Source organism: Paenibacillus sp. SJS-P3, assembly GCF_056711585.1.
Genome location: NZ_CM160043.1, coordinates 2,246,170 through 2,261,407 on the forward strand (window position 1 = coordinate 2,246,170; position 15,238 = coordinate 2,261,407).

Annotated in this window: 15 protein-coding genes; 13 read left to right on the forward strand and 2 right to left on the reverse strand. The window is 58.7% G+C overall.

Going from position 1 to position 15,238, the window contains the following annotated elements:
• Positions 1-42 precede the first annotated feature (42 nt).
• The gene (locus AC06G8_RS10310) at positions 43-315 is read right to left on the reverse strand and encodes a DUF3784 domain-containing protein (protein WP_447665262.1); all 273 of its coding nucleotides are present in this window, start codon (positions 313-315) and stop codon (positions 43-45) included.
• Between the two features lie 91 nt (positions 316-406).
• Here AC06G8_RS10310 and AC06G8_RS10315 point away from each other — a divergent pair, with 91 nt between their 5' ends.
• The 6 genes from AC06G8_RS10315 (at position 407) to AC06G8_RS10340 (ending at position 5,432) form a co-directional block, all read left to right on the forward strand.
• Positions 407-622 carry a hypothetical protein gene (locus AC06G8_RS10315; RefSeq protein ID WP_480285215.1) on the forward strand — a complete coding sequence of 72 codons (216 nt, stop codon included), beginning with the start codon at positions 407-409 and terminating at the stop codon, positions 620-622.
• A gap of 172 nt (positions 623-794) precedes the next feature.
• The gene (locus tag AC06G8_RS10320) at positions 795-1,244 is read left to right on the forward strand and encodes a Fur family transcriptional regulator (RefSeq protein WP_447665260.1); all 450 of its coding nucleotides are present in this window, start codon (positions 795-797) and stop codon (positions 1,242-1,244) included.
• 273 nt (positions 1,245-1,517) lie between these two features.
• Complete coding sequence (locus AC06G8_RS10325) at positions 1,518-2,225, forward strand: metal ABC transporter ATP-binding protein (protein WP_447665259.1); 708 nt, start codon at positions 1,518-1,520, stop codon at positions 2,223-2,225.
• On the forward strand, positions 2,171-3,067 hold the full coding sequence (locus AC06G8_RS10330; RefSeq protein WP_447665258.1) for a metal ABC transporter permease: 897 nt from the start codon (positions 2,171-2,173) through the stop codon (positions 3,065-3,067). The genes AC06G8_RS10325 and AC06G8_RS10330 overlap by 55 nt, the downstream gene beginning before the upstream one ends.
• A 27-nt stretch (positions 3,068-3,094) precedes the next feature.
• Complete coding sequence (locus tag AC06G8_RS10335; protein WP_447665257.1) at positions 3,095-4,066, forward strand: metal ABC transporter substrate-binding protein; 972 nt, start codon at positions 3,095-3,097, stop codon at positions 4,064-4,066.
• Positions 4,067-4,181: 115 nt separating this feature from the next.
• Complete coding sequence (locus AC06G8_RS10340; protein ID WP_480285216.1) at positions 4,182-5,432, forward strand: GTP-binding protein; 1,251 nt, start codon at positions 4,182-4,184, stop codon at positions 5,430-5,432.
• 113 nt (positions 5,433-5,545) lie between these two features.
• Here AC06G8_RS10340 and AC06G8_RS10345 read toward each other — a convergent pair whose 3' ends face one another.
• Positions 5,546-6,592 (reverse strand): CobW family GTP-binding protein, encoded by a 1,047-nt coding sequence (locus tag AC06G8_RS10345; RefSeq protein WP_480285217.1) that lies wholly within the window; start codon positions 6,590-6,592, stop codon positions 5,546-5,548.
• Positions 6,593-6,742: 150 nt separating this feature from the next.
• On the opposite strand from AC06G8_RS10345, the gene AC06G8_RS10350 reads away from it, so the two are divergent.
• The 7 genes from AC06G8_RS10350 to AC06G8_RS10380 all read left to right on the forward strand — a co-directional run bounded on the left by AC06G8_RS10350 (position 6,743) and on the right by AC06G8_RS10380 (position 15,236).
• The gene (locus AC06G8_RS10350; protein WP_447665255.1) at positions 6,743-7,219 is read left to right on the forward strand and encodes a Fur family transcriptional regulator; all 477 of its coding nucleotides are present in this window, start codon (positions 6,743-6,745) and stop codon (positions 7,217-7,219) included.
• Positions 7,220-7,231: 12 nt separating this feature from the next.
• Positions 7,232-7,732, forward strand: a complete 501-nt coding sequence (locus AC06G8_RS10355; RefSeq protein ID WP_480285218.1) for a GrpB family protein — start codon at positions 7,232-7,234, stop codon at positions 7,730-7,732.
• 294 nt (positions 7,733-8,026) lie between these two features.
• The gene (gene wsfD, locus AC06G8_RS10360; protein WP_480285219.1) at positions 8,027-9,511 is read left to right on the forward strand and encodes a glycan biosynthesis hexose transferase WsfD; all 1,485 of its coding nucleotides are present in this window, start codon (positions 8,027-8,029) and stop codon (positions 9,509-9,511) included.
• Positions 9,481-10,323 carry a GGDEF domain-containing protein gene (locus AC06G8_RS10365; RefSeq protein ID WP_480285220.1) on the forward strand — a complete coding sequence of 281 codons (843 nt, stop codon included), beginning with the start codon at positions 9,481-9,483 and terminating at the stop codon, positions 10,321-10,323. The genes wsfD and AC06G8_RS10365 overlap by 31 nt, the downstream gene beginning before the upstream one ends.
• Positions 10,313-11,650: a hypothetical protein gene (locus AC06G8_RS10370; RefSeq protein WP_480285221.1), complete on the forward strand. Its 1,338-nt coding sequence runs from the start codon at positions 10,313-10,315 to the stop codon at positions 11,648-11,650. Before AC06G8_RS10365 ends, AC06G8_RS10370 begins: the two co-directional genes overlap by 11 nt.
• A 4-nt stretch (positions 11,651-11,654) precedes the next feature.
• Complete coding sequence (locus AC06G8_RS10375; protein WP_480285222.1) at positions 11,655-12,917, forward strand: glycosyltransferase family 2 protein; 1,263 nt, start codon at positions 11,655-11,657, stop codon at positions 12,915-12,917.
• A 12-nt stretch (positions 12,918-12,929) separates the two neighbouring features.
• Positions 12,930-15,236, forward strand: coding sequence for a cellulose biosynthesis cyclic di-GMP-binding regulatory protein BcsB (locus AC06G8_RS10380; protein ID WP_480285223.1), 2,307 nt, complete (start codon positions 12,930-12,932; stop codon positions 15,234-15,236).
• The last annotated feature ends 2 nt before the right edge of the window (positions 15,237-15,238 follow it).

Here is a 15,238-nt window from a genome sequence, read left to right on the forward strand (position 1 = left end):
CATGGCATCTCCGGGCTTTTTATATTCTTTCTTGATTATCCCTTACATCTTGCGGTTGCAGTACAGCAGCAGAATGACATAACCGGCCCCGATGCAGACGAGGAGGTAGGACAATTCGGGAAGGTTGATAACGCCGACAAAAAAGACGACGACGCTGGCGATGAGATTGTACATGGCGATCGTCCGGTACAGCTTGTCGCGGTCCCGGATGCGGCCGGGTGCGAATGCGGCGAGCAGCCATGGGCTGCGTCTGACGCCGGTGAAATAGGCGACGGCATAAATGATGAGAGCGAGCAGCAGCAGATACACATTCATGGTGGCTGTATCCCCTTGTTGATGAGCTGGATCAGGCGGCCGGAAAGCGCGCTGTATCCTTTATTATACGTCGGCATTCCAGGATGTGGGAATGGTTTTTATTGCGGGAAATCGGAATATCGCCGGCCGCTGCCGCATAGGAATGTACGGGGAGCCAAAGCTTGATCCGCTAGTTCATGGGAGAGGATGCCGGCCGACGGAAGCATGTCTTCGGGAGGCGGCACTTATGGGCACGGACACTTTGATTGCGCTGCTGGCGCTGGTTGTATCGATCATCCAGCTGGCCGGGCGCAACGGCAAGCTGTAACGGCTGCACCGCAGGCGGGCAGGGAACTTTTCAGGTTCCCTGCCCGTTTTTTTGGCGCGGACGAGGGGCGCCTCTGTCAGGCGAGGCCGGGATTGGACACATTTCGAGGAAAGGCATTTCTATGGTATACTTGGGATATCCTATGATTGTTACGCGGAAAGGAAGACTGGCGATGGCGGGAACGATGACGAACGGAACAGCCAAAGTGATGCTGGATGCGATGTCCAGGAGCGGATGGAGAATTACCGATCAGCGCCGCAAGCTGGCGGATATTTTCTCTGCGACCGAAGGCTATTTGTCTCCCAAGGATGTGTACGAGGCAATGGCGGTCTCTTACCCCGGCGTAAGCTTCGATACGGTCTACCGCAATTTGCGGCTCATGAGCGAGATGGGCGTGCTCGAACAGTTCTATTCCATGGATGCCGGCCTTAAGTTCAAAGCCGCCTGCTTCCATCACCATCATCATCATCTGATCTGCACGAACTGCGAAAAGACGCTAACGCTCGACTACTGTCCGATGGAGCAGGAAATGCGGCTGCCGGGCAACTTCAAGATCATGAACCACCGATTCGAGGTCTACGGCATTTGCGAGCATTGCCAAAAGGAGCAAGCGGGGAGCTGAATGCCGGCTTGTTCTTTTTTGCGGCGATGAAGCTGCTGTATGACGGCCGCCTTGCAGGTGGCTGCCGGGCATTTTACCGGATCCGGCTCCAGATCGCTTCCGTGCGATGTCTTCGGATGGGAGCCCGTTTCGGTCATTGACTTTGAGAACCGACCCTGATAGAATTGTCGAGGTGTAATGATTACTATTAAGCGCGTATTCCTTCCGCTAGGCGGGAATGGCGACTATCAATCTACTGAATATGTAATATTTACGATAGAAGGAGGGATGGCCATGCTTCTGGCATCCTTGAAAGACGTTGACTTCGGATACAGCGATGTGCCGACGCTAAATAACGCCTCCCTCGAGGTGCACAGCGCCGAGTTCGTCGCCGTGACGGGACCGAACGGAGCGTCCAAGACGACGCTGCTCAAGCTCATGCTCGGCTTGCTGAAGCCGTGGAAAGGAAAGGTGCAGTTGGCGCGGAGACGGGATGACGGCCGCAGGCTTACCGTCAGCTACGTGCCGCAGCAGATCGCCGCCTTCAACGGAGGCTTTCCGAGCAACGTGCAGGAGTTCGTCCTCTCCGGCGTCCACAGCCGCGGCTCCTGGTTCCGCAAGGTGACGGAGAAGGATCGGGCAGCGGCGGAAAAATCGCTTCGCCAGGTCGGAATGTGGCAGCTGCGCAGCCGCCGCATCGGCGAGCTGTCCGGCGGGCAGAAGCAGCGCATCATTATCGCGAGGGCGCTGACCCAGCGGCCGGATCTGCTCATCATGGACGAGCCGACGACGGGCATGGATCAGGAAAGCCGGGCCGGATTTTACGAGCTGATGCGCCATATGGTCGAAGTCCACGGCATGACCGTCGTCATGGTGACGCATGGACTGGATGAATGCCGCCCTTACCTGGACCGGATCATCGAGCTGGAGAGAAAGGGGGAGGGCGGATGGAAATGCTGCAGTACGACTTTATGCAACGGGCATTTTGTGCCGGCGGGCTGATTGCGATCATCGCTTCCGTGCTTGGCGTGTACCTCATGCTCAGACGGCAGGCGCTCATGGCGGACATGCTTTCCCATGTATCTCTGGCCGGGGTCGCCGCCGGGGCATACCTCAATTGGAACCCGACCTTGTCGGGCTTCCTGACTGCCATCGTCGGAGCGGTAGCCGTCGAATATGTTCGCCGTTCCTACAAGACGTACAGCGAGATATCGGTCGCGATCATCATGGTCGGAGGGCTCTCGACGGCGGTCGTCCTCATGAGCCTGAACAAGAGCATCAGCAAAAGCTTCACGTCGTATCTGTTCGGATCCGTCGTCGCGGTCGATCAGACCCAGCTCATCCTGATGGCGGCCGTGACGGTCATCGGTGGCTTGTTCTTCTTCCTGCTGCGGCGTCCGCTGTACCAGATGACGTTCGACGAGGAGACGGCCCGCGTCAGCGGCCTTCCCGTCGGGCTCATCTCGATGACGTTCAGCGTGCTGACCGGCATGATCGTCGCCGCCGCGATGCCGGTCGTCGGCGTGCTGCTCGTCTCCTCGCTGATCGTCCTGCCGGCATCGCTGGCGATCCGGATCGCCAGCCGCTTCAGCGCCGCGCTTCTGCTCGCTGTCGGCATCGGCCTGACGGGCGTGTTCACCGGCCTCACGGCCTCTTACCAGCTGAGCCTGCCTCCGGGCGGCACAATCGCGTTGGTTCTCCTCGCTCTGCTGCTGATCGGCGTCGGACTCAAAAATGGGATTCGGTTCGTACGCTCCAAGAGCAGCCATGTGGCGGCTGCCGATACAGAGATGCATACCTACGGCCCCATTCCAAGGCTGAGCGAGGATTCACATAGCCATTAATCAAGCGGAAAGAAGGAATGTACCCTCATGAACAACAGCAGATGGATTCGAAGCACGGCTGCCGCCGCCGCGCTGACGCTGGTCCTTGCGGGCTGCGGCGCCAAGACGGACGGGAACGCCGCTTCCCCCGAAAGCGCAGAAGGCAAGCTCAAGGTCGTCGCCACCTTTTATCCGATGGCGGAATTCAGCCGTCAAGTCGGCGGGGATCTCGTCGATGTCACCGCTCTCGTCCCGGTCGGCACGGAGCCCCATGACTGGGAGCCGAGCGCAAAGGACATGTCCAAGATCAGCGAAGCGGATGTATTCGTCTACAATGGCATCGTGGAGGAATGGGCCGAGCGCACGCTGGAGAGCGCCGGAAGCAACAAGCGGGTAGCCGTCGAAGCGAGCAGCGGCATCGAGCTGCTGGAAGGCGTCGAGGAAGGGCATGGAGAAGATCATGAAGGCGACAGCGCCGAAGAGAGCCATGGCCATCCAGTCGATCCCCATGTGTGGCTGAGCCCGGCTCTGGCGGTGAAGGAAGTGCGCAGCATTGAAGCGGCATTCAGCCAGGCCGATCCCGAACATGCGGAGCAGTACAAGCAGAACGCGGATGCTTACGCCTCCAAGCTCCAGGACTTGGATGGAGAATTCAAATCCCAGCTATCCGATGTCAAGCGCAAGGACTTCATCACCTCTCATGCGGCCTTCGCTTATCTGGCCAAGGAATACGGCTTGAAGCAGGTTCCGATATCGGGATTGTCGCCGGAGCAGGAGCCTTCGCCGGAGCAGATGGCTCAGGTCGTCAAGTTCGTCAAGGACAACAACGTCCGCACCATTTTCTTCGAAGAGCTGGCCGACTCCAAAATCGCCGATACGATCGCGGCCGAGACGGGCGCGGGCACGGATGTCCTCAATCCGCTCGAAGGCTTGACTCAGGAAGAGACGGCTGCGCAGGAAGACTATGTCTCCATCATGAAGAAGAACTTGGCTGCATTGAAGAAAGCCTTGAACGAGTGACTCTTGCTTTCTTTCTGCTGAAAATCGTAAATTTAACCATTTGCCGGATTCGTCCGGCTCTATTCTTCCCATTAAATCGTAAAAATTACAAAAAGGTGAGTGGAAAGTTTTGACTATGGAACCCCGTGAGACGAAAGACGTCAGCAGCTATGCGAATATTGAAGGAAAAGCGGAGAGTAATTCCGGAAGGATCTTGCCGGTCACCGTGCTGAGCGGCTACCTGGGCTCGGGCAAGACGACGCTGCTGAACCATATTCTGGCCAACCGGGATGGAATGCGGGTAGCGGTCATCGTCAACGACCTCAGCGAAGTCAATATCGACGCCACCCTGATCAGGGATGGAGGAGGGCTTTCCCGTGTGGATGAAAAGCTCGTGGAAATGTCGAACGGCTGCATCTGCTGTACGCTCCGCGAGGATCTGCTGCGGGAAGTCGAGCGGCTCGCTCAGGAGAACCGCTTTGATTATATCCTGATCGAATCGACCGGGGTAGGCGAGCCGGTGCCGGTAGCCCAGACGTTCTCGTATGCCGACGAGGAATCGGGCATCGATCTGTCCCGCTTCTGCCGGCTGGATACGATGGCGACGGTCGTGGATGCGAGCCGGTTCTGGCATGATCTCGGTTCCGGAGATTCGCTGCTGACGAGGAAACAGGCTGTCGACGACGGCGACAGCAGGGATGTGGCAGACTTGCTGATCGACCAGATCGAGTTTTGCGATGTGCTGATTCTGAACAAATGCGATCTGGTTCCAGAGCAGGAGCTGGCGAAGCTGGAAGCGGCGCTGCGCCGTCTCCAGCCCCGGGCGAAGCTGATCCGCGCCGAGCATGGCAAGGTCGCGCCTGCGGAGCTGTTGAACACCGGACGTTTCGATTTCGAGGAGGCGAGCTCGTCGGCGGGGTGGCTGAGAGAGCTGGAGCAGCCGGTCCATGTCCCGGAAACAGACGAGTACGGCATTTCCAGCTTCGTCTACGAACGCGCGCGCCCCTTCCATCCGCGCAGGCTGGAGGAATGGATGGCGGATTGGCCGGAGCAGATCGTCCGCGCAAAAGGCTTCATGTGGCTGGCGAGCCGGATGGAAACGGCGCAGTCCATCAGCCAGGCGGGACCGTCCATCACCTTCGGGCCAATGGGATACTGGGCAGCGGCGCTTCCGGACGAGGAGCTTGACATGCTCATGAGCGAGCAGCCGGATCTGAAGCAGGACTGGCATCCGCTCTACGGAGACAGGATCAACCGGGTCGTCTTCATCGGAATCGGACTCGAAGCGGATAAGGTTGCGTCTTCGCTGGACGGCTGCCTGCTTACGGATGAGGAAATGGCGGAGGATTGGAGCCGGCTGGAAGACAGTTTGCCGGGAGCATCCTGATCAAGGCTGCAAGGAAGAAGCTTCCACCGTTTGAACCAAGGAATCTATAAGTGCGGATAAAGAAAAGGGCTGCCCCAAAGCCATTGGCTTTTGGGACAGCCCTTTCCTTCGTATCAAGACGGCTTCAGCAGCTTCCATTCCTCGGCCAGCCTCAGTTCGGGAAGATCGGTGCCGATCAGCACCAGATAAGGCTTGCCGGGATAATTGGACGGGCTCCACTCCGCTCTCCCGCTGCTGAATTGCAGCAGCAGCATCCGGCCGCCGACAACGAGATGCCCTTTGGCGCGGAGAAGACAGGCTTCATGGCGGGCTAGGAAGGTTTCGACAGCTTCAGCGTCCAGTTGCATGCTCTCGGGCATTGGAAGGGTCAACGAACGAATCGCTGCGGCTGGATTCCCTTCGGGATGCCCGTGATGGGCAGCGGCGGGGGACGCCATTCGAAAAGGAGTGAGCGTCGCTGCGCGGGAAGGATGCAGCGCACCCGCGGGCTGCATCGCCGTCCCGGCAGCCGGCTGCCGGGGACCCGGCGCCTGAGGACGAGGATGAACGGAGTGGAGCAGCGAAGCGACGTCCATGGAACAGCGGACGGACGGCAAAAGAGCCGCTTTCCCGTTCAGCTTGCGCAGGGATTTCTGTACTTTGTCGAGCTCGCCGGCCGGAGCCAGATCGGATTTGTTCATCAGCACGATATCGGCCTCGCTTACCTGGCTGCGGAGCAGGCGCACCAGCTGCCTCTCCGCGGAGAAGCGGCTGTTGTGCTCCTGGAACCGGGATGCGTCTACGACAGTCAGGACGCGTTCGAGCTCGAGTCCGGGAGGCAGCTCATCATTACACGGGGAGAACATGGCGACAAGCTCGGCAGGGTCCGCGACTCCGGTCAATTCCATGAATATCAGATCCGGTTCTCCGGCTGCAAGCTGCTTCAGGCTTGCCTCCACCTCGCTTCTTTTGGTGCAGCAGATGCAGCCGTCCAGCAGCTTTTGGACCGGCAGGCTGATCTTCTCCTGCACGATCGCGCCGTCCACATCCTCGCGTCCCAGCTCGTTCATCAGAATTCCCGGCTTCAAGCCTCGCCGATCGGTCTCAACGAGCAGGTTCAGCAGCAGAGTCGTCTTGCCGCTGCCCAGAAATCCAGTCAATATAAATACGGGTATAGACATAAAAGCTCACCTCGCATCGAAGGGTATTACAAGAAGTACTCTTGTCCGGCTTGTCTTAGAACGAGGCGTTTTGATCTTTTTTGGCGATTGAGGTACAATCAAATAAGAATGATTCTAAACAATAGCGCAGGACAAAGGGGGTTCAGATTCATGTCCCAGCATGCGATTGCACTCATGGATGCTGTCAACAGCATGGTCGTCGGAAAAGGGTACAGGCTGACCCCGCAAAGGCGGGCGACGCTGGAAGTGCTGATCGGGAACGAGAGCGACCATCTCAGCGCAGAGGACATCTATTTGAAAGTCAAAAAGCTTCATCCGGAAATCGGCCTCGCGACGGTCTATCGGACGCTGGAGCTGCTGAGCGAGCTCGCCGTCGTGGAGAAGATGCATTTCGGCGATGGGGTTGTCCGCTATGATCTTCGGGCGTCGGGCCAGGCACATATGCATCATCATCTCATCTGCAGCAGATGCGGCCTCGTCAAGGAGATCCAGGACGACTGGCTGGCTGAGCTTGAAGCCAGAGTGGCGAGGGAATACGGCTTTGCCGTGACCGACCACAGGCTGGATTTCACCGGCACCTACCTGCACTGCGGCAGGAAGAGCTGCCGGCGCAAAGCGGTTTCGTGAGAGGGCGATAGGATGGAAAAAGTCCGGTTTCAGGACAGCAGCGCCTTCAGGGAGGCTGCGGAATCGTTGTTCCTGGCGGAGAAAGCCAAGCTGCTCGCCGTTCTTCCGGAGGCGGATATCCAGCATGTAGGCAGCACTTCCCTTCCCCGGGGACTGACCAAAGGCGACCTGGACATTCAAGTACGCGTGCAGGCTGACCGCTTCGCGGAAGCAGTCCGGACGCTCTCATCCCTATACGAGCGTAACGAAGGCAGCTCAAGCACGGATCAATTCAGGGCGTTCAAGGACGACGGCGCCGTGCCGCCGCTTGGCATCCAGCTCACCGTCGCAGGCTCGGAGACCGATTTTTTCTGGAAGCTCAGGGAGGTTCTGGCCAGGAACGAGTCTTATCTCGAGGAATATGATTCCTTGAAGCGGAGATATGAAGGCTGCGGCATGGACGAGTATCGGGCCGGGAAGAATGCATTTTTCGAGCGGCTGATGACGACGGAGGCGTTCAAAGAGCTGGAATAGTGCTGGCTTAGGGCAATTCCGGAAAGAGCTTGATGAGAATGTCGAGGAATTAGACGAGAGCCCCTTTCATAGGGGCTTTTTGCGTTGCACGGCATCATGGTGCGGGAATCGTCCCCGGAAGGACAAAAATAGAAAAATGTAGATTATTGTCGAATTATATTAAAAGAAATAAGATAAGTCTCATAGTGAACCGGGTAACAATACATAACGTGTTACAGATAGACGCATTTCGGCAAGTTCATCATGACCGTAATGAAATGGCTCCATGAACAGAGCGAGGGTGGGCAGGCAGGCATGAGAAAATTTCCAAAACCGGGAGCCGCAGCGGCCGCGGCCGCTGCGGTCGGGATGCTGTTGATCGTCCTTCTCTTCACAAAGCCTTACGCGGGCATTGCGGACAACGGAGATTACTTCCGGGAGATCCATAATCCGGGTCTGTATTATTTGACGGACAGCTTCGACGACCGGCATTTCGGCTACTTCAACCGCGAATTCGGCATTCGGGAGTACCCGTATGACCAGAATTCCCGCTTCATTTCCTCGCTGTCGCTGATGATCCGGGCGGCGCTCGGAATCGATCTCGCGATTACGGGAGACAACCGATTCGACCTTCGCTTTCTTGGTGCTTTGTATTCCGTCCTGTTTATGGCCGCCGTGTACTTGATCGTAAAGGAGGCGGCTAGCAGGCTGAAGCCGGGCATGGCGGCATTTGCCGCGGCTGCGGCGGTTTTCATTCTATCCGATACCGGCTATACGGTCTATTTCAACTCCTTCTACGGCGAGCCGGCCTCCTATATTTTTCTTCTTCTGTCGCTTGTGCTGATGATGAGGCTGCCGGAGCGCAAGGCGGGATGGACGGCGTGGTTCATCGCTTGGACAGCATGCGCGGTGCTGTTCGCCGCGGCGAAGCAGCAGAACGCTCCGGCTGGAATCCTGCTCGCCTTGATGGGGCTTAGACTCTCCTTCCGGATGGACAAGGGCAAATGGAGGCGCGCCGCGCTGTCCGGAACGGCCGCGATCGCGGCCGCGTCCGTCGGCGTCTATCTGTTCATGACGGACGATATCAAGCATATCAACCAGTATCATGCCGTCACCCGCGGAATACTGGAGGGCTCCCTGAATCCGGAACGCGACCTGAAGGAGCTCGGCCTCGACCCCAAGTTCGCGGTTCTTGCAGGGACGACCTACTATGACAAGTATCAGCTGGAGCCGGTCGAGTCTCCGCTGATGGAAAAAGAGTTCTACTCCAAGTTTGGATACGGAACGATCATCGGTTATTATCTCCGCCATGCGGACCGGGCTTTCGAGAAGCTGGACATGGCCGCATCCCAGGCTTACTCCATCCGTCCGGATGCGATGGGCAACTACGAGAAGAGCGCCGGCAAGCCTTATGGAGCCAAGACCTTTTTCTTTTCCGGCTGGAGCTCGCTGAAAAAGTTCCCGGACGGATTCCGCTTCATTCTGCTTTATTACGGCGTTTATTATGGAGGGCTTGCCTTCTATTACGCCCGCGCATGGCGGCGGCGCCATCATGAGGACATGTTCCGCCTGGAAGTCATGGCGCTCCCCGGCGTCATCGGCTTGTCGCAGCTGGCGATCGCCTTTCTCGGGGCGGGAGACGCGGACCTCGCCAAACATCTCTTTTTGTTCAACGTCTGTTTCGATCTCATGTTCGGCGTCATGCTCGTTCATGTCGTCCGCCTCTTGGCCGCTTGGCTGACTATTCGATGGAAGGCAGGAATGCATCGGTGGAAATCAAGAAACTCGATATCTGGATGATGGCGCTCATCATCCTTGCGTACGGAATCGTCAACTGGTTCGCGCTATTGCCAAAGGAAACCTATCTGGAGAACGCCATTCTGATGAGCGTGCTGTTCGCCATCGTTCTTGTCTCTTATGTAAGCAGCCTGGTCGTCGCTCTCTGCGTATCGGCGATCGCCATTTTCTTCTACGGCAGCTATGTGATGTACGGCGCCGTCGTCCTCGGAAGCGGCATCGAATCCCATGTCTACTACTGGCTGGTGCTGCTGCCGGCTGCCGCGATCATGACGGCGTCCGCGGGACAGTCCATCCGTTCCATCCAGCGGGAGAACGGCCGCCTGCGGGAACGCTATTCGGAATACGTGACGATCGACGAGAGAACGGGATTGGACAACGCCAAAGTGTTCCACGCCGTCCTGAATCAGTATATGGGCCTCTCCAGACGCTACAAGCTTCCCTTGTCGGTCATGCTCGTCCGGCTTGATTATTATGACGATATCCGCAGCATCGTCGGGAACGAAGCGATGGGCGATGTCGTCCGCTGGATCGGCAAGCAGCTGGTCGGCAGCACCCGAACGGAGGATTCCGCCTATATGCTGGAAGACGGAAGGACATTCGCTCTGCTGCTGCTGGGCAATGCCGACGGCGCCCACATCGTGAAGCGGAGAATCAAGGAAACGATCTACTCCTACGAGCTGGAGCGCTCGGCCAAAACCGTCTCTGTCCGGCTCGAGCTGAGAATAGGGGTGGCGGAATACGACTCCGCTCAAAACCAGGATGCCATCATGCTGCGGCGCTTGGCGGAGAAGGAAATGGAATATGACGTGTAGGATGCGGCTGCTTGCTTTGATGGCAGCGGGGCTTATAGCCGCCGGATGGATCGCCGCTCCGGCCTCCGCGCTGTATATCGCGGGCAACGGCAGCAGCCATGCCGTTCCTTCAGTCGCGGAGCGTTCGGATAAGGCCATGCTGCTCTACGGGAACGATGTTCCTAGAGACAGGCTTATGGCCCAGTACCGGATGCTGAGGTCGACCCATGACTCCGTCGCGCTTCAGCTGGCCGGCCAGGAGATGCCTGGAGAACGAGCCGGCTTGGCGCAAGCTTACGTGACCGGCGATCAGGCAGAAGCGGCCGCCTTTGCCTGGCGCAAGTGTTTCGCGGAAGAAGGAATCGGACTGGAAACGCTGGATGAGCCGGGAGAGCCGAAACCGGCTGTGCAGGAGACGAAGACAGGCCTTTCTTATTTTATGCTGAAGGATGTCAATCCCTTTCTGGATCTGGGCGAGCTGGAGCGCAAAGGGGAATGGCTGCAGGAGAGGAACATCTCCTTTTTCGTGGAGCTTCGTCCCGTATTCGTGAACACGGAATCGGAAGGAATAAAAGCTTATTTCGCAGAGGTCAGAAGCCTGCTGGAACGAGGCGGCATACCGCTGCTCGCCCCGCTCAAGGGCTGGTCGCCTCCGGATGAGTGGCAGTCCTACGTGGAAGGCTCCATGCTCGCGGGAGTGACCGATTCATTGGAGCCCGAACGGCTTATGAAGCAGGCATGGGATGCCTACGCGCAGCAAGGAATTCTCATCGCCGGGATGTCCGGGCCGCTCGATCTGCTGTTCGATCCGTCCTGGCAGCCGATTCTGCAACGCTCCAGCCTGTTCGTCGAGGATGGGGCTTGGCAAGGGTTTTCCCGCGATATCGGCGGAGAGGATGCCTGGAAAGGAATCTATCTTCCTTATCGGGAAGGATTGGAGCCGGCTGCTTCCGAAGGGGAGCTCCCCTCGGCGGCTTCCCGCGTCATCGGGCTCGAAGCCGGCGCCGATGCTGCAGCAATGTCGTCGATGCTGGAAGAAGCGGCCAGCGGCGGCACCGTGTTCGCCGAGGCTTCCCTTGTAGACGGCCGGATCCAATGGGACCGCGACGTCCGGCGGACCGGAGGGAAGCTGCTGGTCGACGGCAAACCGCCTGCCGAGTACAGTCCCCCCGGCGGCCAGACGGCTGTGCCTGCCCAGCCGGAAGCCGACACCTCGCTCAAGCTGGTGAACAAAAGCATCAAATCGGCCATGGTCGTGCTGCTTGTCGTTTCCATCCTCGTCGCCGCGGCGTTCGCCACCTTTTTCGTCGTCGGCAGGCAGATCAACCGCAGAAAGTTTTTGAGGTGAGGCCATGAACGGGCAGCTTGGGGTTGTCGACTATCTTTTCCTATATTGCATGATATGCATCTGGGTCATGCTGCTCATCAATATCGTGCTCACGATCGGCGGCTATATTTATTATCTCAAAACGCTGAGGATGCGGGTGGACGAGCCGCTGCAGGGCTATCCCTCCGTATCCGTGCTGATTCCCGCCCATAACGAAGAGCGGGTGATCGGCCAGACCGTATCGGCTCTCATCCAACTGGATTATCCCCGGGACAAGCTGGAAATCATCGTTGTCAACGACAACTCCTCGGACCGTACCGGGGAGATTCTGGCGCAAATGCAGGCCGACCATCCCGAGGTGAATCTGCGCGTGCTGACGACCGATGCCGTCACCGGAGGGAGGGGGAAATCCGGAGCGCTCAACAACGGATATCTCGCCAGCACCGGGGAGGTTCTGGCCGTATATGACGCGGACAATACGCCGGAGCGCTCTGCGCTCAAAATTCTGGTCCACGCTCTGGAGCGGGATAAGCGGCTCGGAGCCGTCATCGGCAAATTCCGCACCCGCAACGTATCCAAAAACTGGCTCACCCGATTCATCAACATCGAGACGCTCGGATTCCAATGGATGGTGCAGGCGGGGAGATGGCAGCTGTTCGGACTGAGCACGATTCCGGGAACGAACTTCGTCGTGAGGCGCTCCATCATCGAAGAGATGGGCGGATGGGACACGAGAGCGATCGCCGAAGACACCGAGATCAGCTTCCGGATCTACCGGCTCGGCTACCGGATCCAGTACATGCCGCTGTCGGTGACCTGGGAGCAGGAGCCGGAGACGATCCCGGTGTGGATCAAGCAGCGGAGCCGGTGGGTGAAGGGCAATATCTACGTGCTGCTCAAAAACATGGGCCTTCTCTTCTCCCGCGATTCGCGCAGGATCCGGTTCGATCTGCTTTATTTCTGCACGGTCTATTTCCTGTTCCTGAGCTCGGCTCTGTTATCCGACATCATTTTCGTGCTCGGGATGATGGGGCTGATCGAATACAATGTAGCTGGAAATACGGCGCTTCTCTGGTTCATGGCTTATCTGGTCTTCATCCTGGAGATGGCGATCACGCTCAGCATGGAGAAGGGACAGAGCCGGCCGCGCAACATCGGACTCATCGCCGTCATGTACTTCACTTACTGCCAGCTGTGGCTCGTCGTGGCGGTGATCGGATTCTGCCAGTATGTCCGCGACGCTGTGCTGCGCAAGGAAGCCGGATGGTACAAAACGGAACGATTCTAGGAGGATAATGAAATGCAAATAAAAGCGATCGCCGCCTTGCTGCTGGCATCCATCCTGCTTGCGTCATCTCCCGGCGCGCGCAGCGCCGGAGCGGAGCCGGCGGCCAATGCGGCAGGGACGCCGTCCGCGACGGAGCCAGCGGCCAATGCGGCAGGGACGCCTTCCGCGACGGAGCCGGCAGCCAACGCGGCAGGGACGCCGTCCGCGATGGAGCCGGCGGCCAATGCGGCAGGGACGCCGTCCGCGACGGAGCCGGCGGCCAATGCGGCAGGGACGCCGTCCGCCGGACAGCCGCGTCATTATGCGAACGGGACGCTCTCCGCCAAGCTTCCATACCTGCAGGAGCTGCGGCTTCAGGGCATTTACGCATCCCAGGCATCCTATTTCAATCTCGGCACCCGCTGGTCGGTGCAGCAGTCCTTGCTGCATCTCGATTTCCGGGCAAGCCGCAAAGCCTCGCTCAGCTCCTTGACCGTCGAGATCAACGGCAAGCCGGTGCATTCGGCCGCTCTGAGCGGTTACGGCGAGACCGGCAAGAGGCTAGATGTAGCCGTGCCGGCCGATGCCTGGCGTTCAGGCAGCAATGAGATCCGCTTATGGCTCGGCAATAAGGAATACGGAGAAATCGGATTCTGTGTCGACGAGCGGGACAAGGACAACTGGCTGACCGTCCAGAAGAGCTCCTGGCTGGAGATCGGCTACCGCACCGAGCTGCCTTCCCTGGAGCTGTCGCAATTTCCTTATCCCTTTCTGAAGGATGCAGGCGATACGTCCGGCAGCGGCACCTCCATCGTCCTACCGGACCAGCCGGACGACGCGGAGACGGCCGCCGCCCTCCAGACCGCCGCTTCCTTGGGCTCCTATGCGCCGGACGGCCTCGTCGGACTCCATATGGACAAGCATGCGGCAATCGTTGCCGGAGATCATCGGAACGACCATCTCATCTATGTCGGCCGGTTGTCCGGAATGCCCGCGGTTATCCGTTCCGCGGCGCCGCAGGAGGCGGTGTCCCGCATTGGAGAAGGTCCGGTGCTATTCAGGACCGTATCGCCCTATAACCCGAACCGCATCCTGATGGTCATCGCAAGCGGAGACGATACCTCCGTTCTCGACACGGCGGCCCGGCTGCTGCAGAACAAGGACATGACTTCGCAGCTGCGCGATTCGTCCGCGCTCATTCCGGCCGGCACGGACATCAATCCGGCTTCCGGCCGATTGACCGGCGACACATGGACGCTGGAGCAGCTCGGCTACGACAACGGGCTGGAAGTAAAAGGGCCGCTGCGCCAGCAGACGACGTTCGACATCAAGCTTCCTTCCAACAAGCTCGTCGTTCCGGGAGCGAAAGCCAAGTTCCAGCTCCGGTATGCCCGGAACCTGAATTTCGGCCAGTCCCTCGTTACGCTGTATGTGAACGGGATTCCGGCCGGCAGCAAAAAGCTGGATGCCTCCAAGGCGGACGGCGATGAGTGGGAAGTCAACATTCCGAGCCGCGCGGCCAAGCTGTCCTATCTGGAGTTCTCGGTCGCGTTCGACTTGCAGATGAACGATTTGAGCTGCGAGCCGATGGGAGAGCATACTCCGTGGGCGTATATCGATCCGTCCTCCTCCGTCAGCCTCCCGGCCAAGGATGAGCGCTCGATGCTTCTGGATTATTATCCTTGGCCCTTCATCAAGAACGGCAAGTGGAATGACGCGGCTTTCGCGCTTCCATCCGATCCGGACGGGGACGCCTACTCGCTTCTGGCTGGAGCGGCTTCTTATCTGGGCCGTTCCCTGACCGACAACAGCGCTTCCCTGAAGGTGCTGTCCGAAGGAAAGTGGAATCCTTCCCGCGACAAGGGCGTCAATGTCATCGCGGCCGGCACGCCTGCCAGCCTCCCGGCGCTCAAAGCGATGAACGGCAACTTATGGTTCCGCTACGATTCTTCCTTCAGCTATTTCATGTCCAATGAAAAACGCAGGCTGTTGCCTGATTTCGCGAAGCAGCTCGTTTCCTTGCAGCTTGTGCCGTCTCCGGCGGACCCGGCAACGGCCGTGCTGGCCGTCACGGCTCCGGACGAGCGGAACTTGGCGCTGGCAGGCAAATTTCTCGCACAGGATAATAATGCCTCCGGCCTGATCGGCAACGCCGTCCTGATCGACCGCTGGGGAGAAGCGACCAACCATGCCTTCAGCGGCGACGACAGCTACAGCCTGAGCGAGAAAGTGAACCTGAGCACCGGGCAAGCCCGGCTGTTCACGATTCTATTCGGCACGGTGCTGCTTCTCCTGATCATGGGAATCGTCTTCTATCTGCGCAAATACCGGAGGAGGTAGCG

Bases quoted from the DNA above. Each gene is read 5' to 3' on its own strand.
- AC06G8_RS10310 (WP_447665262.1), bottom strand. From the start codon at position 315: ATGAATGTGTATCTGCTGCTGCTCGCTCTCATCATTTATGCCGTCGCC.
- AC06G8_RS10315 (WP_480285215.1), top strand. From the start codon at position 407: ATGGTTTTTATTGCGGGAAATCGGAATATCGCCGGCCGCTGCCGCATA.
- AC06G8_RS10320 (WP_447665260.1), top strand. From the start codon at position 795: ATGGCGGGAACGATGACGAACGGAACAGCCAAAGTGATGCTGGATGCG.
- AC06G8_RS10325 (WP_447665259.1), top strand. From the start codon at position 1,518: ATGCTTCTGGCATCCTTGAAAGACGTTGACTTCGGATACAGCGATGTG.
- AC06G8_RS10330 (WP_447665258.1), top strand. From the start codon at position 2,171: ATGGAAATGCTGCAGTACGACTTTATGCAACGGGCATTTTGTGCCGGC.
- AC06G8_RS10335 (WP_447665257.1), top strand. From the start codon at position 3,095: ATGAACAACAGCAGATGGATTCGAAGCACGGCTGCCGCCGCCGCGCTG.
- AC06G8_RS10340 (WP_480285216.1), top strand. From the start codon at position 4,182: ATGGAACCCCGTGAGACGAAAGACGTCAGCAGCTATGCGAATATTGAA.
- AC06G8_RS10345 (WP_480285217.1), bottom strand. From the start codon at position 6,592: ATGTCTATACCCGTATTTATATTGACTGGATTTCTGGGCAGCGGCAAG.
- AC06G8_RS10350 (WP_447665255.1), top strand. From the start codon at position 6,743: ATGTCCCAGCATGCGATTGCACTCATGGATGCTGTCAACAGCATGGTC.
- AC06G8_RS10355 (WP_480285218.1), top strand. From the start codon at position 7,232: ATGGAAAAAGTCCGGTTTCAGGACAGCAGCGCCTTCAGGGAGGCTGCG.
- wsfD (WP_480285219.1), top strand. From the start codon at position 8,027: ATGAGAAAATTTCCAAAACCGGGAGCCGCAGCGGCCGCGGCCGCTGCG.
- AC06G8_RS10370 (WP_480285221.1), top strand. From the start codon at position 10,313: ATGACGTGTAGGATGCGGCTGCTTGCTTTGATGGCAGCGGGGCTTATA.
- AC06G8_RS10375 (WP_480285222.1), top strand. From the start codon at position 11,655: ATGAACGGGCAGCTTGGGGTTGTCGACTATCTTTTCCTATATTGCATG.
- AC06G8_RS10380 (WP_480285223.1), top strand. From the start codon at position 12,930: ATGCAAATAAAAGCGATCGCCGCCTTGCTGCTGGCATCCATCCTGCTT.